This window comes from Streptomyces sp. NPDC040410, from assembly GCF_055595715.1.
The window spans coordinates 86,056-106,899 of the sequence record NZ_JBVIVK010000018.1; the positions used below are offsets into that span (position 1 = coordinate 86,056).

At 71.2% G+C, this 20,844-nt stretch carries 13 protein-coding genes and 1 pseudogene; 10 read left to right on the top strand and 4 right to left on the bottom strand.

Translation table 11 applies throughout. The annotated features are described in order from the left end of the window. Positions 1 to 22 precede the first annotated feature (22 nt). Both ACZ562_RS29730 and ACZ562_RS29735 read left to right on the top strand, forming a co-directional pair. On the top strand, positions 23 to 3,082 hold the full coding sequence (locus ACZ562_RS29730; protein ID WP_471185409.1) for a helix-turn-helix transcriptional regulator: 3,060 nt from the start codon (positions 23 to 25) through the stop codon (positions 3,080 to 3,082). Between the two features lie 34 nt (positions 3,083 to 3,116). Further along, entirely contained in the window at positions 3,117 to 3,359 is a 243-nt protein-coding gene (locus ACZ562_RS29735) for a DUF6191 domain-containing protein (protein ID WP_471185284.1), read from the top strand. A 12-nt stretch (positions 3,360 to 3,371) separates the two neighbouring features. Here ACZ562_RS29735 and ACZ562_RS29740 read toward each other — a convergent pair whose 3' ends face one another. Beyond that, the gene (locus ACZ562_RS29740) at positions 3,372 to 4,577 is read right to left on the bottom strand and encodes a PQQ-dependent sugar dehydrogenase (RefSeq protein WP_471185287.1); all 1,206 of its coding nucleotides are present in this window, start codon (positions 4,575 to 4,577) and stop codon (positions 3,372 to 3,374) included. Positions 4,578 to 5,114: 537 nt separating this feature from the next. Beyond that, a complete protein-coding gene (locus ACZ562_RS29745) occupies positions 5,115 to 6,113 on the bottom strand; it encodes an aldo/keto reductase (protein ID WP_471185290.1) in 999 nt (332 codons plus the stop codon). 75 nt (positions 6,114 to 6,188) lie between these two features. On the opposite strand from ACZ562_RS29745, the gene ACZ562_RS29750 reads away from it, so the two are divergent. The 6 genes from ACZ562_RS29750 (at position 6,189) to serA (ending at position 16,357) form a co-directional block, all read left to right on the top strand. Then, positions 6,189 to 7,163, top strand: a complete 975-nt coding sequence (locus tag ACZ562_RS29750) for a 2-hydroxyacid dehydrogenase (RefSeq protein WP_471185292.1) — start codon at positions 6,189 to 6,191, stop codon at positions 7,161 to 7,163. Positions 7,164 to 7,578: 415 nt separating this feature from the next. Further along, positions 7,579 to 10,572: a putative bifunctional diguanylate cyclase/phosphodiesterase gene (locus ACZ562_RS29755; RefSeq protein ID WP_471185295.1), complete on the top strand. Its 2,994-nt coding sequence runs from the start codon at positions 7,579 to 7,581 to the stop codon at positions 10,570 to 10,572. A 237-nt stretch (positions 10,573 to 10,809) separates the two neighbouring features. Beyond that, the gene (locus tag ACZ562_RS29760) at positions 10,810 to 12,663 is read left to right on the top strand and encodes an acetolactate synthase large subunit (protein WP_471185297.1); all 1,854 of its coding nucleotides are present in this window, start codon (positions 10,810 to 10,812) and stop codon (positions 12,661 to 12,663) included. A 20-nt stretch (positions 12,664 to 12,683) separates the two neighbouring features. Continuing rightward, positions 12,684 to 13,208, top strand: a complete 525-nt coding sequence (gene ilvN / locus ACZ562_RS29765) for an acetolactate synthase small subunit (RefSeq protein ID WP_471185300.1) — start codon at positions 12,684 to 12,686, stop codon at positions 13,206 to 13,208. 118 nt (positions 13,209 to 13,326) lie between these two features. After that, entirely contained in the window at positions 13,327 to 14,328 is a 1,002-nt protein-coding gene (gene ilvC / locus ACZ562_RS29770) for a ketol-acid reductoisomerase (protein ID WP_471185302.1), read from the top strand. A gap of 439 nt (positions 14,329 to 14,767) precedes the next feature. Then, positions 14,768 to 16,357 carry a phosphoglycerate dehydrogenase gene (gene serA / locus ACZ562_RS29775; RefSeq protein WP_471185305.1) on the top strand — a complete coding sequence of 530 codons (1,590 nt, stop codon included), beginning with the start codon at positions 14,768 to 14,770 and terminating at the stop codon, positions 16,355 to 16,357. A gap of 121 nt (positions 16,358 to 16,478) precedes the next feature. On the opposite strand, the pseudogene ACZ562_RS29780 reads toward serA, so the two are convergent. Next, positions 16,479 to 16,691, bottom strand: a pseudogene (locus ACZ562_RS29780) (MFS transporter); the annotation flags it as partial. Positions 16,692 to 16,821: 130 nt separating this feature from the next. Further along, complete coding sequence (locus ACZ562_RS29785; RefSeq protein ID WP_471185307.1) at positions 16,822 to 18,030, bottom strand: PucR family transcriptional regulator; 1,209 nt, start codon at positions 18,028 to 18,030, stop codon at positions 16,822 to 16,824. A 172-nt stretch (positions 18,031 to 18,202) separates the two neighbouring features. On the opposite strand from ACZ562_RS29785, the gene ACZ562_RS29790 reads away from it, so the two are divergent. Then, positions 18,203 to 19,129 carry a proline dehydrogenase family protein gene (locus ACZ562_RS29790; protein ID WP_471185310.1) on the top strand — a complete coding sequence of 309 codons (927 nt, stop codon included), beginning with the start codon at positions 18,203 to 18,205 and terminating at the stop codon, positions 19,127 to 19,129. A gap of 38 nt (positions 19,130 to 19,167) precedes the next feature. Continuing rightward, positions 19,168 to 20,799 (top strand): L-glutamate gamma-semialdehyde dehydrogenase, encoded by a 1,632-nt coding sequence (pruA, locus tag ACZ562_RS29795; RefSeq protein WP_471185312.1) that lies wholly within the window; start codon positions 19,168 to 19,170, stop codon positions 20,797 to 20,799. Positions 20,800 to 20,844: the final 45 nt, after the last annotated feature.

Below are 20,844 nucleotides of genomic sequence, written 5' to 3' on the forward strand. Positions count from 1 at the left end.
GTCACCGCCCGGGCCGCATGCGATGCTCGGGCGGGTGGAGACCAGATCCGTCAGCCCGGTGTTCGTGGGCCGCACCGAGGAACTGCGCACGCTGAACGATGCTCTCGCCCGCGCCACCGCGGGCGAGCCGCAGGCGTTGCTCCTGGGCGGCGAGGCCGGCGTCGGCAAGACGCGTCTCGTCGAGGAGTTCGCCACCGCCGCGTGCCGCCGAGGCGCCGTCGTCGCGCTCGGCGGCTGCGTCGAGATCGGCGCCGACGGACTGCCCTTCGCCCCCTTCTCGACCGCTCTGCGAGCCCTGCGCCGCGAACTCCCGGACGAACTGGCCGCCGCTGCCGCCGGGCAGGAGGAGGAACTGGCCCGGCTGCTGCCCGAAGTCGGCGAAACGGCCACCGCCCGGGACGCACGCCGGCCCGACGAGGAGGGCATGGCCCGCCTCTTCGAACTCACCGCCCGGCTGCTGGAGCGGGTCGCCGCCGACCGTCCGGTCGTCGTCGTCCTGGAGGACCTGCACTGGGCGGACGCCTCCACCCGCCATCTTCTCGCCTACCTGCTGCGCACCCTGCGCACCGGCCGCCTCGTCGTCCTCGCGACCTACCGCGCCGACGACATCCACCGCCGCCACCCGCTGCGCCCGCTGCTCGCCGAACTCGACCGGCTTCGCACGGTCCGCCGAATAGAACTCGGCCGCTTCAACCGCGCCGAGGTCGGCCGCCAGATCGCCGGAATCCTCGCCCGGGAACCCGACCCGGGGCAGGTCGACGACATCTTCGAACGCTCCGACGGCAACGCCTTCTTCGTCGAGGAACTCGCCGTCGCCGCCCATGAGGGCAGCTGTTGCACCGGCCTCACCGACTCCCTTCGCGACCTGCTCCTGGTGCGCGTCGAGGGCCTGCCCGAGAGCGCCCAGCGGGTCGCCCGGATCGTCGCCGAGGGCGGCTCCATCGTCGAGTACCGGCTGCTCGCCGCCGTCGCCCGGTTCGCCGAGGACGACCTCATCGAGGCGCTGCGGGCCGCCGTGAACGCGAACATCCTGCTGGCCGCGCCGGGCGGCGACGGCTACCGCTTCCGGCACTCCCTGGTCCGCGAGGCCGTCAGCGACGACCTGTTGCCCGGCGAGCGCTCCCGCCTCAACCGCCGCTACGCCGAAGCCCTGGAAGCGGACCCCGCGCTCGTCCCCGCCGACGAGCGTGTCATGCGCCTGGCCAGCTACTGGTACCACGCCCATGACGCCGCCAAGGCGCTTCCCGCCGTCCTGCACGCCTCCGTCGCCGCCCGCCGCCGGCATGCCCACAGCGAACAACTGCGGCTCCTGGAGCGGGCGATGGAGCTGTGGGACTCAACCCCCGAGGAACTCCGGGCGAGGCTGCGCCCCGCCGACTACACCGAGGTCTACGCGCCCTGCGGCTGCGACCCGGCGACCACACCTCTGCACTACCTCGATCTGATGGCCGAGGCGGCCGTCGCCGGCCGGCTGTGCGGAGAACGCGAGCGCGCCCTGAAGATCACCAAGCGGGCGCTGCACCTCCTGGAGGAGGAGGCGGACCCGCTGCGCGCCGCCTGGTTCTGGACACAGCGCTCCCTGCTGGTCCAGGCGCAGGCCCGCGGCGACGGCTGGCGGGAACTGGCCACCGCCCAGGAACTGGTGCGCGGACTGCCTCCCTCCGAGGTCCATGCCGAGGTGCTCAGCAGCGTCGCCAGCTGGTCCATGCTCCATGAACCGGGTCCCGACGCCCTGGCCGCCGCCGAGCGCGCCGTGGAGTACGCGCGCATGGTGAACGCCCGCGAGACCGAGCTGAACGCACGTCTCACCCTCGCCTGCCTCATGGTCAACTCGGGTGACATCGAGGCCGGGCTCGCCGCGATGTACGAGGTCAAGGAGCAGGCGCTCCAGGAGGGCATCTCGTCTGTCGCGGGCCGCTCCTACGTGAACCTGCCCTCCGAACTCGAAGCGGTCGGCCGTTCCCAGGAGGCCGCCGCGATCCTCCGGGAAGGGACCGTCTACTCCCGCAGGTTCGGCCTGCTGCACACCGAGGCCTGGGCCTGGGGCAACCTCTCCGACTCGCTGCACTCGCTCGGCCGCTGGGACGAGGCCGCCGAGGCCGCCGGCCAGGCGCAGCGACGCGAGAACAGCGCCAGGCCCCAGGGCACGGGCGCCCTGCGCCTGGCCCATGTCGCGCTGGACCGGGGCGACGTGGCCGAGGCCGCCCGCCAACTGGCCGCCGCCCGCCACCATTTCGGTGCGCATGACTCCATACCCCAGCAGTGGCTGTCCGTGGCCCGCATCGCCGTCGGCGTCGCGGCGGGCGAGGGCCGCATCCTCGACGTCCGCGCGGAGCTCGAGCGCGCCCTGGACGCCGGCGTCCCGCCCGGCACCCACCGCTATGGCTGGCCCCTGCTGCTGGCCGCCGCCACCGCCGAGGCCGACGCCCGCGCACGGCCCGCCGCGCAGCAGGGCCGCGACAAGGCACTCGAACGCCTCTTCGGCGCCGCCAAGTCGCTCACCACGGACGTCCCCCTGTGGCTCGCCCACGAGAAGTGGGTCCGTGCCGAACTCCTCCGCGCCGAGGACCGCGCCACCCCGGGCATCTGGTCGGACGTGGTCACCGCCTTCGAACGCCTGGAGCGGCCCTACGACCTCGCCCGCGTCCGCCACCGCCTCGCCGAGGCCCTTCTGGCGGCCGGAGGCGAGGACGAACGCGAGCGCGCCACCGAACTGCTCCGCCTCGCCCACGCAGTCGCCGAGCACATCGGCGCCCGCCCGCTCGCCGACGCCGTCACCCTGCTCGCCCAGCGCGCCCGCCTCGCCCTGACCGGCGCCCCGGCGCGGCCGTCGCCGCCCGCGGACCAGGTGAAGGCTCTCGGGCTCACCAGCCGGGAACGCGACGTCCTGCGCCTGGTCGCCGCCGGCCGCACGAACCGCCAGATCGCCGAGGAGCTGTTCATCTCCCCGAAGACGGCGAGCGTCCACGTGTCCAACATCCTGGCCAAGCTCGGAGTCTCGGGCAGGGGAGAGGCCGCGGCGACCGCGCACCGGCTGGAACTGTTCCCGCCCGACGCTCTCAAGGCTCCGTCGGCGGGCTGAGGCGTACGCTGTCAGGACCGGCAGGGGAGGCGCCGTGTTCAACATGTTCGAGGAACTGTTCGCACCCGGCCGCAAGCACACTCAAGACGAGCAGAACCGGCTGGAGCTCACCCGGGAGGACGTCGGAGACGGCGATCCCGGGCGCGGGCCGATAGACCTCACCTCCGGCAGGGTCGTCGTACGGCTGCCGAAGCCGGACGATCCGGACGACGATCCGGACCACGATCCGGACGCCGAGCCGGACGACGCGGCGGGCCCCGCCGGCGGTGCGGCCTGAGCAGGACAGGCCCTAGCGCACCCGCACCTCCAGAATCCGGTCGTCCCCGTCCTTCGGGCTGCCCCGCCCGTCCGTGTTGCTGGTCGTGATCCACAGCTTGTCGCCGCCCGCCGGGACCACCGTGCGCAGGCGGCCGTGCTCGCCATCGAGGAAGGCCTGGGGGTCCGCCGAGGCGTCCGTTCCGTTCAGGGGGATGCGCCACAGGCGCTCGCCCTTCAGGCCGGCCATCCAGATGGAGCCCTCGGCGTAGGCGATACCGCTCGGGGAGGCGTCGTCCGTGGCCCACTGGGCAATCGGGTTGTGGTACCCGGCATCGCCGGACCTGCCCTCGGCCTCCGGCCAGCCGTAGTTGTCGCCCGGCTTGATCGCGTTCAGCTCGTCCCAGGTGTCCTGGCCGAACTCCGAGGCGAACAAGCGCTGTCTGGCGTCCCAGGCGAGGCCCTGCACATTGCGGTGGCCGTACGAGTACACCGGGGAGTCGGGGAAGGGGTTGCCCGGGGCCGGTTCGCCTTCCGGGGTCAGGCGCAGGATCTTGCCGCCCAGGGACTCCTTGTCCTGGGAGAGCCCGCGGTCACCGCTCTCGCCCGTGCCGGCGTACAGCATTTTGTCGGGCCCGAAGGCGATCCGGCCGCCGTTGTGGATGAAGCCCTTGGGAATGCCCCTGAAGATCGTGTCGGGCGCGCCGAGCCGCTCGCCGGCCGGCTTCTCCTCGTCGTAGAGCATGCGGACGATGCGGTTGTCCGAGACCGAGGTGAAGTAGGCGTAGATCATGTGGTCCGAGGCGTAGTCCGGGGAGAGGGCGAGGCCCATGAGGCCGCCCTCGCCGGCCGGTGACACCCCGGGCACCTCGCCCACCTCGGTCTTCTTGCCCGTCTTCGTGTCGACCCGGGTGATCGTGCCGTCGTCACGGGAGGAGACGAGGAGGTCTCCGTCGGGCAGCGGGGCGAGGCCCCATGGGGTGTTCAGGTTCTCGGCGACCGTGCGGAGCACCTTCACCGAGCCCTTTGCCGGCGGTGTCTCCTCGGCCTGCCGGGAGGGCGCGGACTGCGCACTCGCCCCACGCGACGGAGCCCTCTCGCCGCCGCCCGGCGGTCCACCCCCTCCGTCGTCGGAGGAGCAGCCGGCCGTGAGCAGGAGCGCGGCTGCGGCCAGGACGGCCGGCACAGCTCGACGATGCACGATCGTGGTCCCTTCGACGCGGCGGGTTCTACCTGTCATACACCGCTCGCGCCTCACAGGTTCCCGATCAACGAACCGCGAATCGCCGAAGCCGTTGGACTGCGCCCGGATGCCGGCCTGGCCGCGCGGGGATCCGGGCGTCTGGCCGCGTCCGGGTGCCGATGCCCTGCTCGCGCGGATGCCGGCCTTCTGACGGTACGGATCTCACGGCTCTCGGCGCCTTGATCGCGTGCGGAAGTCAGCGTTCCGGCCGCGTGGATCCGGCGCACCGGCCGCGTGAGAATGCCGCCGCCCGCCGCGCGGGGATCTCAGCGTGCGCCGCGGATGCCGGTGTCCTGGGTAGCGCGGATTTCGGCGCCGTGGCCGCCCACGGATGCCGTGGCCCCCGCCCCGACCGCCCACGGATCTCGGCGCCCCCCGCCGCCCACGGATCTCGGCGCCCCCCGCCGCCCGCATCTCGACGCCCCGACCGTCCGCGGGTCCGCCGTCCGACCGCCCGCGGATGCCGCCGTCCGACCGCCCGCGGATGCCGCCGTCCGACCGCCCGCGGATGCCGCCGTCCGACCGCCCGGGAACTCAGTCCCACGACCCCTGCGCCACCGGCAGCTCCGCCACCTCCGTCAGATCCTCCGGCGTCAGCCGCAGCGCGGGCGCGGCCGAGTTGTCCGTCACCCACCGCTCCTGCTTGGCCCCCGGAACCGGGACCACGTGGCGGCCCTGCGCCAGGACCCACGCCAGGGCGACCTGGGCGGGTGTGACCGTCTCGCCGTGCCGGCGGGCCACCCGGCGCAGTCCGGCCACGATCGGCTGGTTCGCGGCCATCATCTCCGCGGTGAAACGGGGGTGGCGGGCACGCACGTCGTCCGGCTCGAAGCCCTCGCCGGGCGTCAGCGTGCCGGTCAGGAAGCCGTTGCCGAGCGGCATCGCCGCCAGGAAACCCACACCGCGGGCCTCGCACCAGGGCAGCAGCCCCTCCAGCGCCTCCGGTGACCACACCGACAGCTCCGCCTGCACCACGCTCACCGGGAAGACCTGCTGCACCCGCTGCAACTGCCGGATCGTCGCGTCGTGCAGCCGCGTTCCTGAGCGGCGGCCGCCCCGCGCACCCACCGCGCACAGTCCCAACGCCCGGACTTTTCCGGCCTGGACGAGCTCGGCCATCGCGCCCCAGGTCTCCTCGACCGGAACCTCCGGGTCCGCCCGGTGTAACTGATAGAGATCGATCACGTCCGTCTGCAGGCGCCGCAGCGAGGCGTCGCACGCCCGCTTCACATAAGCGGGGCGGCCGTTGGCCACGACGTGCTGCTCACCCACCAGCAGGCCGACCTTGGTCGACACGAAGGCGTCCGCGCGCCGCTCCTTCAACACCCGCCCCACGAGCAGCTCGTTGGTGAACGGGCCGTACATGTCGGCCGTGTCGAGGAGCGTCGAGCCCGCGTCCAGCGCCCTGTGCACGGCCCTGAGCGATTCCTCGCCCCGCTGCCGCGAACCGCTGTACGCCCAGCTCATCGGCATGCACCCGAGTCCGACGGCTCCCACCGCGAGCGCCGCCGCGCCGATCGTCCTGCGCTCCACCTGCCCGTGACCCTCCCTCTCCTGGCCCCCAACCTAACCTCTGCGCCGACGTGTGCCTGACATAGCCTCATGGCCATGACTGCTGACGTGTGGCTCCCGATCGCGCCGGACGAGATCGAAGGCCTTCCCGAGGGGCTGGGCTACCGCTTCTGGGACGGAGCGCAGGACTTCCCGGCGGACCCGGCCGGCTGCGCGTTCTACGTGGTGCCCTACATGAAGCCCGCCGAGGTCTCACAGCGGCCCCTGCCCGCGATGCGCTCCCTGCAGGTCGTACAGACGCTGTCGGCCGGCATCGACCATGTGGAGCCGGGCCTCAAGTACCTGCGTGCGGGCGTGCAGTTGTGCAACGCGCGCGGCGTGCACGAGGCGAGCACCGCCGAACTCACCCTCACTCTGGTCCTCGCCTCGCTGCGCGGCGTTCCCGACTTCGTCCGGGCACAGGACCGGGGGGAGTGGCTCGGCGGGTTCCGGCCCGCGCTGGCAGACAGGAACGTGCTCATCGTGGGGTACGGGTCGATCGGCTCGGCCATCGAGGACCGGCTCACTCCCTTCGAGGTCGCGCGGGTGGCGCGCGTCGCGCGCTCCAGGCGCACCACGGTGCGCGGCCCGGTGCACCCGCTCACCGAACTGCCCGCCCTGCTCCCGGAGGCGGACGTCGTCATCCTGTCCACACCGCTGAGCGAGACCACCCGCCACCTGGTCGACGCCGACTTCCTGGCCCGGATGAAGGACGGCGCGCTCCTGGTCAACGTGGCCCGCGGCCCGGTCGTCGACACCAGGGCACTGCTCGCCGAACTGGAGACCGGCCGCATCACCGCCGCCCTCGACGTCACGGACCCCGAACCGCTGCCCCCGGAGCACCCCCTGTGGCAGGCGCCGGGCGTGCTCATCAGCCCGCACGTCGGGGGGCCGACTTCCGCTTTCCTGCCGCGGGCCAAGCGGCTCCTGGTGGAACAGCTGACCCGATTCGTGAACCGGGAGCCCCTGCGCAACGTGGTCCTTACGACGGGCGCCACGAGCGCTCGGCCGGCGGACCCAGAAGGCGCATAATCCGTTTCCGGTACCCTCCGCAGTCTTCCGGACGCGGTCCGTGCCCGCATCCCCGCTGGTCGTCACGGAGCGTAGAGGAACTATGTCCCTGAGTGACGAGACTGGTGTATCGTCCGGACAGGGGCAGCGCCGCGTACCGTTCGGCGCCGGGGACGGACATTTCAGACTGTGAGGGGGGGCGACGGACGATGCACGGCCTATGGACGAGCGATCCGACGCGGCGGGGCCGTCGGTGGCGACCCTGGCGCACGACCACGCGCAGACTCGGCCACCACGGCACCCATGGCGGCCGGCAGGACGGTCACAGCAGCCGGCACAGTCATCATCACCGGCGGCACAGCAGCCGCAGGAGGCATGCGCACCCGGCACACCGGGACCGCCGGGACCCGGGAGCCACGCGGGCCGGGAGGGTCCGGTGAGCTCGCCCCCGCCCCCCACGACCACCCTCGACGGAGCGCTGCGGGTGCGGCCCGCGTCGAGGACGCTGCTGCCCCGCCCGCCTGGCTGTGGCGGCGGTTCGGGCCTGGTCCGTCAACTCGTCCTGGTCCTGGTGTGCGCGGCGTACGCCGTCGGCTCCGCGCTCGGCTGGGGCTCCGGTGAACTCGCGCTGATCATGGGCGACTTCGGGCTGAGCGCCGCGGCCGGCACCGCCGCAGTGTCCTGCTGCGCCTACGCCCGGAACCGACGTATCCGCTTTCGACCCGCCTGGCTGCTGTTCGCCCTCTCCTCGGCGATGGCGGCCCTGGGCAACATGGTCTGGGGGTGGTACGAGGTCGTCCTGGGACAGCCCGTGCCCAGCCCCAGCTACGCCGACCTGTTCTTCCTGTGCTTCGCGCCGCCCGCCATCGTGGGCCTGCTCGTGCTCGCCAAGCGGCCGGTGACGAAGGCGGGCTGGGTCTGCCTCGCCCTGGACGCCTGGCTGATCGGCGGCTCGCTGCTCACGCTCGCGTGGAGCCTCGCGCTCGCGCAGGCGGCGAAGTCCGAGGGATCGAGCGTGGCGCACACCGCGCTGTCGCTGGCGTACCCGCTGCTGGACATCGCCCTGGTCAGCATGGTCCTCGCGCTGCACTTCCGGCGCTCGGCGGGCAACCGTACGGCGGTCAACACCGCGATCGGCGCGCTCGCCCTCACCGTGATGTGCGACGCCCTTTTCACCTCACCCCTGCTGCACAACAACTACAGCTCCGGCCAGCTGCTCGACGCCGGCTGGTTCGCCGGTTCGCTCCTGCTCGCGTACGCCCCGTGGGCCACGCCCCAGCACGGCGGGGCAGCCGACGACGGGCACACACGCGTGGTGCACGAACACCTGCCCGGGCAGCGTAGCGGCCCGCACCACCTAGCGCTCCCGCAGGGAGGTGATCACAGCCGGTATCCGGCCACCCAGCCCATCGCCGGCTCGCTGGCCGCCCTCACCCCGTATCTGGCCGCCGCGGTCTGCACACTGGGCATCCTGTACAACGTGCTCAGCGGTCGCAGCGTGGACCGGGTGGTGCTCCTCACCGGCACCACCGTCGTGCTCGCCCTCGTGGTGCGCCAGGGCATCATGCTGCTCGACAACATCACCCTCACCCAGGAACTCGCGCAGAAGGAGAACCACTTCCGCTCCCTGGTGCAGGGCTCCAGCGACGTCATCATGATCGCCGCGCCGAACGGCATCCTCCGCTACGTCTCCCCGGCCGCCGTCGGCGTGTACGGCCGCTCCGCGGAGGAGCTCGTCGGCACGGAACTGGCCGGCCTGATCCACCCGGAGGACCTGGGCTGCGTGGTGCACGAGGTGCGCCGCTTCCTCGCCGCCAGCCCTCTCGAGGAACCCACTACGCGCATCGAGTGCCGTTTCCGCTCCGGCGAAGGCGGCTGGCTCAACGTCGAATCGACCATCAACCGTCACCACGGCGGCCTCATCTTCAACAGCCGGGACGTGACCGAAAGGGTGCGGCTCCAGGCGCAGCTCCAGCACAACGCCGAGCACGACCCGCTCACGGACCTGCCGAACCGCGCCCTGTTCACCAAGCGCGTCCAGCAGGCCCTGTCCGGCCGCCGGTCCTCCGACCGCGGCGCCGCACTGAGAAACACGGCAGTCCTCTTCATCGACCTCGACGGCTTCAAGGCCGTCAACGACACGATCGGGCACCAGGCCGGGGACGAGCTGCTCGTCCAGGCCGCCCGCAGACTCCAGGGCGCGGTGCGGCAGTCGGACACCGCCTCCCGGCTCGGCGGCGACGAGTTCGCGGCCCTGGTCGTCGGGGACGGCACCCGCGAGCGAAGCGCCCGCGAAGGTCACATCCTGGAGCTCGCCGACCGTCTCAGGATCACGCTGTCGCAGCCGTACCTCATCGACGGCAACGATGTCCGGGTCGCCGCCTCCATCGGCGTCGCCTTCGCGGAACCGGGCCTCGGCGCGGGAGAGCTGCTGCGCAACGCCGACCTCGCCATGTACCGGGCCAAGGCGGGCGGCAAGGGCCGGGTCGAGCTGTACGCCCCGCAGATGCAGCAGGACGTCGTACGGAAGGCGGAGCTGGCCACGCGTCTGCGTGCCGCGCTGCACGACGGCGAGTTCGCGCTGCTGCACCAGCCGGTGGTGTGTCTGGAAGACGGCCGGATCACGTCGGTCGCGGCCCAGGCACGCTGGCGGTCCTCACAGGGGGTGCTGTTCACGCCCGCCGAGTTCCTGCGGGTCGCCGAGGACAGCGACAAGACCGCAGAGCTGGACCGCTGGATGCTGGAGGAAGCCGTCGAACAGGCCGCCGAGCGCGCCGGGACCGGCCTTGCCGTGCCCGTGGCCGTGCGGATGGGCGCCCGTCGGCTGCTGGACCGCTCGATGCCGCTCGGCTCCGTAGAGGCCCTGCTGACACGGCACGGTCTGCCCTCCGGCTCCCTGGTGATCGAGCTGTCCGACGCCGATCCACGGGTCTCCCTGGACGAATTGGAACGCCGCCTGGGCGCCCTGCGCAGGCTCGGCGTCCGGATCGCCCTGGACGGCTTCGGCAGCGGATACGCGGCCATCACGGCACTGCGCAGGCTCCCCGTCGACGTGCTGAGAATCGACCGCAGCCTGGTCGAGGGGGTCGTCGAGTCGGCGCGGCTGCACAAGATCACCAGTGGGCTGCTGCGGATCGCGACCGATCTCGGACTGCACTCGGTGGCCGACGGCGTCGACCTGCCGGAGCAGGTCGTGGCGCTGCGCGCGATGGGCTGCACACACGGTCAGGGCATGGCGTTCTCGGGGCCGCTGGACGAGTACCGGCTGCGCCGGGCACTGAGTTCCGGCCATTGTCCGGTGCCGCACGGACCGGCCGAGCCGGCCTTCGCAGGAGGGGGTTCGGGGGTGTACACCAGTGGTGTACCCGCCGTTCTGGGAGGCGGAAGTGCCCTGCGCTCACATAATGAGACTCCCGTCCCACCCACTTGACACGTGGTGCGTGCCGGGGGGAGGGTCAGTGCCATGCGCACCCGAATTCTCGTACTTGGAAAGCGCGTCGGCTGAAGCTGGTGACGTCCGGACAAACCCGGAACTCCCAGCGACCACTCCCGGCGCGCTCCCCTCGCTTGCCTCATGGCACGAGGGGTTTTTTGTTGCACAGGCACCTGCCGTACAACAGCCGTACACCGCACAAACTTCGCAAAAACCCTCAGCATCGAGAAGAGAATGCCGATGACCGAGCAGGCCACCGGGGCCCATCATCCGCAGCCGCGGCCCCGATCCGGAGGACAGCAGTCCGCGCCCGAGCACGTCACGGGTGCGCAGTCCCTCATCCGCTCTCTCGAGGAGGTCGGCGCCGACACGGTATTCGGCATTCCCGGCGGTGCGATCCTTCCGGCGTACGACCCGCTGATGGACTCCACCAAGGTGCGTCACATCCTGGTCCGGCACGAGCAGGGCGCCGGCCACGCGGCCACCGGTTACGCGCAGGCCACCGGCAAGGTCGGCGTCTGCATGGCGACTTCGGGACCGGGCGCCACCAACCTGGTCACCCCGATCGCCGACGCGCACATGGACTCCGTGCCGCTGGTCGCGATCACCGGCCAGGTGGCGTCGAAGGCGATCGGCACGGACGCCTTCCAGGAGGCGGACATCGTCGGCATCACGATGCCGATCACCAAGCACAACTTCCTTGTCACCGAGGCCGAGGACATCCCGCGGGTGATCGCGCAGGCGTTCCACATCGCCTCCACCGGCCGCCCGGGCCCGGTCCTGGTCGACATCGCCAAGGACGCCCTCCAGGCGCGGACGACCTTCTCCTGGCCGCCCACCATGGACCTGCCCGGCTACCGCCCGGTGACCAAGCCGCACGCCAAGCAGATCCGCGAGGCCGCCAAGCTGATCACGTCCGCCAAGCGGCCCGTCCTCTACGTCGGCGGCGGCGTGCTCAAGGCCAAGGCCACCGCCGAGCTGAAGGTCCTCGCCGAACTCACCGGAGCGCCCGTCACCACCACCCTGATGGCGCTCGGCGCGTTCCCCGACAGCCACCCGCTGCACGTGGGAATGCCGGGCATGCACGGTGCGGTCACCGCCGTCACCGCGCTGCAGAAGGCCGACCTGATCGTCGCCCTCGGAGCCCGCTTCGACGACCGTGTCACCGGCAGGCTGGACAGCTTCGCCCCGTACGCCAAGATCGTCCACGCCGACATCGACCCGGCGGAGATCGGCAAGAACCGCGCCGCCGACGTGCCGATCGTCGGTGACGCCCGCGAGGTCATCGCCGACCTGGTCCAGGCGGTGCAGAAGGAGCACAGCGAGGGCCACCAGGGCGACTACAGCGCGTGGTGGAAGGACCTCAACCGCTGGCGCGAGACGTATCCGCTGGGCTACGAGCAGCCCGAGAACGGCTCGCTGTCGCCGCAGCAGGTCATCCAGCGCATCGGCCGGCTCGCTCCCGAGGGCACGATCTTCGCCGCCGGTGTCGGCCAGCACCAGATGTGGGCCGCGCACTACATCGAGTACGAGAAGCCCGCGACCTGGCTGAACTCGGGCGGCGCCGGAACGATGGGCTACGCGGTCCCGGCCGCGATGGGCGCCAAGGCCGGGGCCCCGGACAAGACCGTCTGGGCGGTCGACGGCGACGGCTGCTTCCAGATGACCAACCAGGAGCTCACCACCTGCGCCCTGAACAACATCCCGATCAAGGTCGCCGTCATCAACAACGGTGCCCTCGGGATGGTCCGCCAGTGGCAGACCCTCTTCTACAACCAGCGGTACTCCAACACCGTGCTGCACTCCGGCCCCCACGACGTCAACCCGGAGGCCCGGGGCACCCGCGTCCCCGACTTCGTGAAGCTGTCGGAGGCCATGGGCTGCTACGCCATCCGCTGCGAGGACCCGGCGGACCTCGACAAGGTCATCGAAGAGGCGAACTCCATCAACGACCGCCCCGTCGTCGTCGACTTCGTGGTCCACGAGGACGCGATGGTGTGGCCGATGGTCGCCGCCGGCACCTCCAACGACGAGATCATGGCCGCCCGGGACGTCCGCCCCGACTTCGGCGACAACGAAGACGACTGAGCGAGAGAGACGAAAGAGAAATGTCCAAGCACACGCTCTCCGTCCTGGTGGAGAACACCCCGGGCATCCTGGCCCGGATCGCCGCCCTCTTCTCCCGCCGCGGCTTCAACATCGACTCGCTCGCCGTCGGTGTCACCGAGCACACCGACATCTCCCGCATCACCATCGTGGTGAGCGTCGACGACCTGCCGCTGGAGCAGGTGACGAAGCAGCTCAACAAGCTCGTCAACGTGCTGAAGATCGTCGAGCTGGAGCCGGGTTCGGCCGTTCAGCGGGAACTCGTTCTGGTGAAGGTGCGTGCGGACAACGAGACGCGCTCGCAGATCATCGAGATCGTCCAGCTGTTCCGGGCCAAGACCGTCGACGTCTCCCCGGAGGCCGTGACCATCGAGGCCACCGGCTCCAGCGACAAGCTGGAGGCCATGCGCAAGATGCTGGAGCCGTTCGGCATCAAGGAGCTCGTCCAGTCCGGCACGATCGCGATCGGACGCGGTGCCCGTTCGATCACGGACCGGTCGCTGCGCGCGCTCGACCGATCGGCGTAAGGATGAAACCGGGCGGCCGGCCCGCTCCGGCCGCCCGCATTCCGAGACCACGAGACGTCCCTTCCGCCCGCCGTCATACGGTGGGACGCAACACCTGCACTCAAGGAGAGAACCCAAAGTGGCCGAGCTGTTCTACGACGCCGACGCCGACCTGTCCATCATCCAGGGCCGCAAGGTCGCGGTCATCGGTTACGGCAGCCAGGGCCACGCCCACGCCCTGTCGCTGCGCGACTCGGGTGTCGACGTCCGCGTGGGTCTGCACGAGGGCTCCAAGTCCAAGGCCAAGGCCGAGGAGCAGGGCCTGCGCGTGGTGACCCCGGCCGAGGCCGCCGCCGAGGCCGACGTCATCATGATCCTGGTCCCGGACCCGATCCAGGCCCAGGTCTACGAGGAGTCCATCGCCCCGAACCTGAAGGACGGCGACGCCCTGTTCTTCGGCCACGGCCTCAACATCCGCTTCGGCTTCATCAAGCCGCCGGCCGGTGTCGACGTCGCCATGGTCGCCCCGAAGGGCCCGGGCCACCTGGTGCGCCGCCAGTACGAGGAGGGCCGCGGCGTTCCCTGCATCGCCGCTGTCGAGCAGGACGCCTCGGGAGGCGCCTTCGCACTGGCCCTGTCCTACGCGAAGGGAATCGGCGGCACCCGCGCCGGCGTCATCAAGACGACCTTCACCGAGGAGACCGAGACCGACCTGTTCGGCGAGCAGGCCGTGCTGTGCGGTGGCACCGCGGCCCTGGTCAAGGCGGGCTTCGAGACGCTGACCGAGGCCGGCTACCAGCCGGAGATCGCGTACTTCGAGTGCCTGCACGAGCTGAAGCTGATCGTCGACCTCATGTACGAGGGCGGCCTGGAGAAGATGCGCTGGTCCGTCTCCGAGACCGCGGAGTGGGGCGACTACGTCACCGGCCCGCGCATCATCACCGACGCCACCAAGGCCGAGATGAAGCAGGTCCTCGCCGAGATCCAGGACGGTACCTTCGCCCGGAACTGGATGGAGGAGTACCACGGCGGTCTGAAGAAGTACAACGAGTACAAGACCGCGGACTCCGAGCACCTGCTGGAGACCACCGGCAAGGAGCTGCGCAAGCTCATGAGCTGGGTCAACGACGAAGAGGCCTGAGTCCTGACCGCGGCGGCACCTCGGGGTGCCGCCGCGGGGCTCTGCTCCCGGACCCCGCTCCTCGATCGCCGAAGGGGCTGACCGTTGTTGGCCGCCGCGTCCAACCTCGTCCGGGTGATCCTTCCGTAGAGGCGTAAGACGATTCACGTCGCGCCACTACACTGCTGCACAACAAACGCGTCAGGCCCACAGCGTCGTGCGTCTTCCACGCGGCTAAGCGACACCGAGGAAGTGCAGGCACGTCTTCACGCCCCCCGGCACGCGCTCTCGCCGCACCGGCCGAAGGCCCGAGTAGCTCCGCTACGAGGACCTCCGTCCGGCACAACCGAGAGCACGCACCGAACGACGCACGACCGCAACCGCACTTCCCCGATGCCGCTCCCCTCCACCGCATGCGGCCGTCGGGACGGCCGTCCGCATTGGACATGTGAGGACTCACGTGAGCTCGAAACCTGTCGTACTCATCGCTGAAGAGCTGTCGCCCGCGACCGTCGACGCGCTTGGCCCGGACTTCGAGATCCGGCAGTGCAACGGCGCCGACCGGGCCGAGCTGCTGCCCGCCATCGCCGAAGTGGACGCGATCCTGATCCGCTCCGCCACCAAGGTGGACGCCGAGGCGATCGCCGCCGCGAACAAGCTCAAGGTCGTCGCACGAGCCGGCGTCGGCCTGGACAACGTCGACGTCTCCGCCGCCACCAAGGCCGGCGTGATGGTCGTCAACGCCCCCACCTCCAACATCGTGACCGCCGCCGAGCTGGCCTGCGGGCTCCTGCTCGCCACCGCGCGCCACATCCCGCAGGCCAACACGGCGCTGAAGAACGGCGAGTGGAAGCGCAGCAAGTACACGGGGGTCGAGCTGGCGGAGAAGACCCTCGGTGTCGTCGGCCTCGGCCGCATCGGCGCGCTCGTCGCCCAGCGCATGTCGGCCTTCGGTATGAAGGTCGTCGCGTACGACCCCTACGTCCAGCCTGCCCGGGCCGCGCAGATGGGCGTGAAGGTCCTGTCGCTGGACGAGCTGCTCGAGGTCTCCGACTTCATCACCGTGCACCTGCCGAAGACCCCCGAGACCCTCGGGCTCATCGGCCACGAGGCGCTGCACAAGGTCAAGCCGTCGGTGCGCGTCGTCAACGCCGCGCGTGGCGGGATCGTCGACGAGGAGGCGCTGTACTCGGCGCTCAAGGAGGGCCGCGTCGCGGGCGCCGGCCTCGACGTGTACGCCAAGGAGCCCTGCACCGACTCGCCGCTCTTCGAGCTGGACCAGGTCGTGTGCACCCCGCACCTCGGCGCCTCCACGGACGAGGCGCAGGAGAAGGCGGGCATCGCCGTCGCCAGGTCGGTGCGCCTCGCCCTCGCCGGTGAGCTGGTCCCGGACGCGGTGAACGTCCAGGGCGGTGTCATCGCCGAGGACGTCAAGCCGGGCCTGCCGCTCGCCGAGCGCCTCGGCCGCATCTTCACCGCCCTCGCGGGCGAGGTCGCGGTCCGCCTCGACGTCGAGGTGTACGGCGAGATCACCCAGCACGATGTGAAGGTGCTGGAGCTCAGCGCCCTCAAGGGTGTCTTCGAGGACGTCGTCGACGAGACCGTCTCGTACGTCAACGCCCCGCTCTTCGCGCAGGAGCGCGGCGTAGAGGTGCGGCTGACCACCAGCTCGGAGTCCGCCGACCACCGCAACGTCGTCACCGTGCGCGGCACCCTCGGCAGCGGCGAGGAGGTGGCGGTCTCCGGCACGCTGGCCGGCCCGAAGCACCTGCAGAAGATCGTCGCCGTCGGCGACTACGACGTCGACCTCGCGCTGGCCGACCACATGGTCGTCCTCAAGTACGAGGACCGTCCGGGCGTCGTCGGCACGGTGGGCCGCATCTTCGGCGAGGCGGGCATCAACATCGCCGGCATGCAGGTCGCTCGCGCGGCGGCGGGCGGCGAGGCGTTGGCTGTGCTGACCGTCGACGACACGGTTGGTCCCACCGTTCTGGCCGAGGTGGCCGAGGAGATCGGCGCGACCTCCGCGCGTTCGGTGAACCTGGTCTGAGGTGACCGCCCTGGGGGCTGCCGCCCCCCGGGCCCCCGCGGTCGGCCCTGAACGGGCCTCGTCCTCAAACGCCGGACGGGCTGGTACGTCAGCTCGTCCGGCGTTTTCCTGTGCCCCTCACCCAGTCGAAAGGGCCGGGTCCAGGAAGGTCCTTCGACTCGGGGAGCAGGGCCGGGCGGAGAACCAGCAGCAGAACCATCGCGGGCAGGTCGACCAGGAAGACGGAGCCCCACCAGAAGTACTCGACCAGCACGCCGCTCATCACCGAGCCGAGCGCGATGCCGGCCGTCATCACGCCGGACCACATGCCGATCGCCTTCGCGCGGCGACCGGTGCCGAGCAGCTCACCGAAGGCCTGCGGCGCGTCATCGCGGGAGTCGGGAACGCCTGACCCGGCCGTCCGGTGACCCGGCGGCCGCGCTGCGCGGCGAGGTCCGTGTCGCCGTGCAGACGCAGGGGCGTGCCTACAGTCGCGCACCTTTCAAGGTCATGTGCAGCAGCAGCCGGTCCTCGCCGTCGTCCAGGTCCAGGCCCGTCAGCTGCTCGACGCGGGAGAGGCGGTAGTAGAGGGTCTGGCGGTGGATGCCGAGTTCGGCCGCTGTGCGGCCGGCCTGGCCCGCGCAGTCGAGGTAGACCTCGGCGGTATGCGCCAGCTCACGGTGGGCGGGGGAGAGGAGAGGGCGCACCGCGGCATCGTGGACGATCTCCGGGGGCAGCGCGGTGAGCAGGCGGAACGGGCCGATGGCCGCCCACTCGGCGACCGGGCCGAGCCGGGGTTCCGACAGAGCGGCCCGTGCCGCCGCCGATGCCTCCCGCCAGGCCGTCCCCAGCTCCACGAGACCGGGGCGGGCGGCCGCGATGCCGGCGGCCACGTCCGCGACCCCCGCCGCCGTCCTGTCGTGCGCCCGCTCCAGGAGCCGCGTCGCCGCCGACACCGCCGGGGTCAGGGTGTCCGCCGAACGCAGTCGTACCAGCAGGGCAAGGGACTGGGCCGTCGTCCCCGACGGGACCGTGCACAGGGCCGCGGCTCCCGGCACCGTGCGGACCGAAGGGGCGTCCTCGGGGCCGGCCGAGGGCCAGGGAGCCACGCAGACCACTGTGTGGACGCCGTCGGCGCGGGGGCCGAGGCCGGCGCGGAGCTCGGCGACCGCCATGTCGTGCCGCCAGTCGTGCTCGGCGGTGAGGACCGCCCGCAGCTCACGGGTGAGGTCCGCGCCGTGCTGGGCCTCGTCCGCGAGCAGCGCGCCGATGCGGGCCGTCACCTCCATCGCCGCAGTCAGCTGCTGCGCGGTGGGGCCCGGGTCGTCGTCCAGCAGCCAGACGTATCCGAGGGCGACGCCCCGATGGCGTGCGGGCAGGCAGACGCGGCCGCGGTAGACCCCCGCCTCCGGGGTGGGAGGGATGCGGACGGGGCCCGTCGCCCGTGTGATGCCGAAGCCCTCGAACCAGGTCCGGACGGCCGCCGTGGACCGGCGGGTCAGGATCGAGCGGGTGCGGACGGGGTCCAGGGCCGCCGCGTCCAGGTCGTCCGCGCTGTCGTACGCGCCGAAGGCGATCAGCTCGAAGTCCCGGTTCTCCAGTGTGGCGGGGGCGCCGAGCAGCTCGGAGATCTCGTCGACCAGCTCCTGGTAGTCACCCTTGAATTCGGACGTCACGCGGGCATTCTGCCGCATTTCCCGGAACCCTTCATACATCTGTCTGAGATCTGCGGCACGGATGCGTGACAGCTGTCGATGGCCGACGATCGGAGGGATCCTTAGGTTTCACGGTGGTTCTCCGTGCCGTACCCGAAGCATCGCTCGCCGGGGGTTTCGGCCTTCATCGCTCCTGTTGTGGAGGTGCCCCGTGCTGGGTCCCGTGATACTCGCCGCGTCGCGCAGCGACCGGATGCGACGCCTGATCTCGGCGGCCCCGGTGACCAAGCAGGTGGTCGACCGGTTCATCCCCGGCGAGACCGTCGACGACATCGTCCCGGTCATCCGGGACCTGACCGGCCGGGGGCTCGAGCTGACGATGGACGTCGTCGGCGAGGACATCACCCGCCCCGGGCAGGCGGCCGCCGCCCGCGACGCGTACCTGAAGCTCATCGACCGGCTCAAGGAGCTGGAGCTGGGCACCAGGGCCGAGATGTCGGTCAAGCTGTCCATGTTCGGGCAGGCGCTGCAGGGCGGCCACGAGCTCGCGCTCGGCAACGTCCGCCCGGTCGTCGAGGCCGCCGCCGCCATCGGCACGACGGTCACACTCGACGCCGAGGACCACACCACCCTCGACTCGATGTTCGCCATCCACGAGGAACTGCGGAAGGACTTCCCGCAGACCGGCTGCGTGATCCAGGCCTACCTGTTCCGCACCGACGCCGACGCCCGCCGCCTCGCCGGGAGCGGCAGCCGTGTACGCCTGGTGAAGGGCGCGTACAAGGAGCCCGCCGAGGTCGCGTACCAGCAGAGGCACGAGATCGACAAGGCGTACGTCCGCATCCTCAAGGTCCTGATGGGGGGCGGGGGGTACCCGATGATCGGGTCCCACGACCCGCGCCTCATCTCCATCGCCCAAGAGCTCGCCCGGCGTGCCGGGCGCAAGCTCGACGAGTACGAGTTCCAGATGCTGTACGGCATCCGCAGCGACGAGCACCTGCGACTGGCCGCCGAAGGCCACCGCATGCGCGTGTACACCGCCTACGGCACCGACTGGTACGGCTACTTCATGCGCCGCCTCGCGGAGAAGCCCGCCAACCTGCAGTTCTTCGTCCGCTCGATGGTCAGCAAGGGCTGAGCCCGAAACGACCGCTCAGTTAAGGAGCAACGGAACCCATGGACGCTGTGACCCAGGTCCCCACCCCCGTCAACGAGCCGGTGCACGGCTACGCCCCCGGCTCACCGGAGCGCGCCCGTCTGGAGGCCAGGCTCAAGGAGCTCGCCGAGAACCCGATCGACCTCCCGATGACGATCGGCGGCGAGAAGCGGCTGGGCGGCGGCGAGGAGTTCCCGGTCGTGCAGCCGCACAACCACAAGGCCGTGCTCGGCACGTACCGCAACGCCACCCGGCAGGACGCCCAGGACGCCATCGACGCGGCCCTCGCCGCCGCGCCCGCCTGGCGCGCGATGTCCTTCGACGACCGCGCCGCGATCATCCTGCGCGCCGCCGAACTGCTGGCCGGCCCCTGGCGCGAGACCCTGGCGGCCTCCACCATGCTCGGTCAGTCCAAGACCGCCCAGCAGGCCGAGATCGACACCCCCTGCGAGCTGGTCGACTTCTGGCGCTTCAACGTCAAGTACGCCCGCGACCTGCTCGCCGAGCAGCCCCCGGCCAACTCCCCGGGCGTCTGGAACCGCCTCGACCACCGCCCGCTGGAGGGCTTCGTCTACGCGATCACGCCCTTCAACTTCACGGCGATCGCGGGCAACCTGCCCACCGCGCCCGCGCTGATGGGCAACGTCGTCGTCTGGAAGCCGTCCCCGACCCAGACCCACGCCGCCGTGCTGCTGATGCAGCTCCTGGAGGAGGCCGGTCTGCCCAAGGGCGTCATCAACCTCGTCACCGGCGACGGCATCGAGGTCTCCGAGGTCGCCCTGGTCCACCGCGACCTCGCCGGCATCCACTTCACCGGTTCGACCAAGACGTTCCAGTACCTGTGGAAGACGGTCGGCGCCAACATCGAGAAGTACCGCTCCTACCCGCGCCTGGTCGGCGAGACCGGCGGCAAGGACTTCGTCGTCGCCCACCCGAGCGCCGACCGCGCGGTGCTGAAGACAGCCCTGACCCGCGGTGCCTTCGAGTACCAGGGCCAGAAGTGCTCCGCCACCTCCCGGGCGTACATCCCGGCGTCCCTCTGGAACTCCGGCTTCAAGGAGGAGTTCGCGGCCGAGGTCGACCACCTCACGATGGGTGACGTCACCGACCTGTCGAACTTCATCGGCGCGGTCATCGACGAGCGCGCGTTCGCCAAGAACAAGGCGGCCATCGAGCGCGCGAAGTCGGACCCGTCCTGCGCGGTCGTCGCGGGCGGCTCCTGCGACGACTCCGTCGGCTACTTCGTCCGCCCGACCGTCATCGAGTGCGGCGACCCGGAGAACGAGGTCTTCACCACCGAGTATTTCGGCCCGATCCTCGCCGTGCACGTCTACGAGGACGAGAGCTACGACGAGATGCTGACCCAGATGGAGTCGGTCTCCGACTACGCCCTCACCGGCTCGGTGATCGCGGGCGACCGCGCGGCGGCGGCGTACACGATGGACAGGCTCCGCTACGCGGCCGGCAACTTCTACATCAACGACAAGTCGACCGGCGCCGTCGTCGGCCAGCAGCCCTTCGGCGGCGGCCGTGCCTCCGGCACCAACGACAAGGCCGGCGCTCCGCAGAACCTGATGCGCTGGACCCTGACCCGCGCCATCAAGGAGACGCTGGTCGCGCCTACCGACTACACGTACCCGCACATGGGCTGACGCCCCGGGCGCACGGCGGGCCGGGAAGCCGCTTCCCGGCCCCGT

Excerpts from the sequence above, each read along its gene's own strand:
- ACZ562_RS29730 (WP_471185409.1), top strand. The coding sequence starts at position 23 with ATGCTCGGGCGGGTGGAGACCAGATCCGTCAGCCCGGTGTTCGTGGGC.
- ACZ562_RS29740 (WP_471185287.1), bottom strand. The coding sequence starts at position 4,577 with ATGACAGGTAGAACCCGCCGCGTCGAAGGGACCACGATCGTGCATCGT.
- ACZ562_RS29750 (WP_471185292.1), top strand. The coding sequence starts at position 6,189 with ATGACTGCTGACGTGTGGCTCCCGATCGCGCCGGACGAGATCGAAGGC.
- ACZ562_RS29760 (WP_471185297.1), top strand. The coding sequence starts at position 10,810 with ATGCCGATGACCGAGCAGGCCACCGGGGCCCATCATCCGCAGCCGCGG.
- ilvN (WP_471185300.1), top strand. The coding sequence starts at position 12,684 with ATGTCCAAGCACACGCTCTCCGTCCTGGTGGAGAACACCCCGGGCATC.
- ACZ562_RS29785 (WP_471185307.1), bottom strand. The coding sequence starts at position 18,030 with ATGCGGCAGAATGCCCGCGTGACGTCCGAATTCAAGGGTGACTACCAG.
- pruA (WP_471185312.1), top strand. The coding sequence starts at position 19,168 with ATGGACGCTGTGACCCAGGTCCCCACCCCCGTCAACGAGCCGGTGCAC.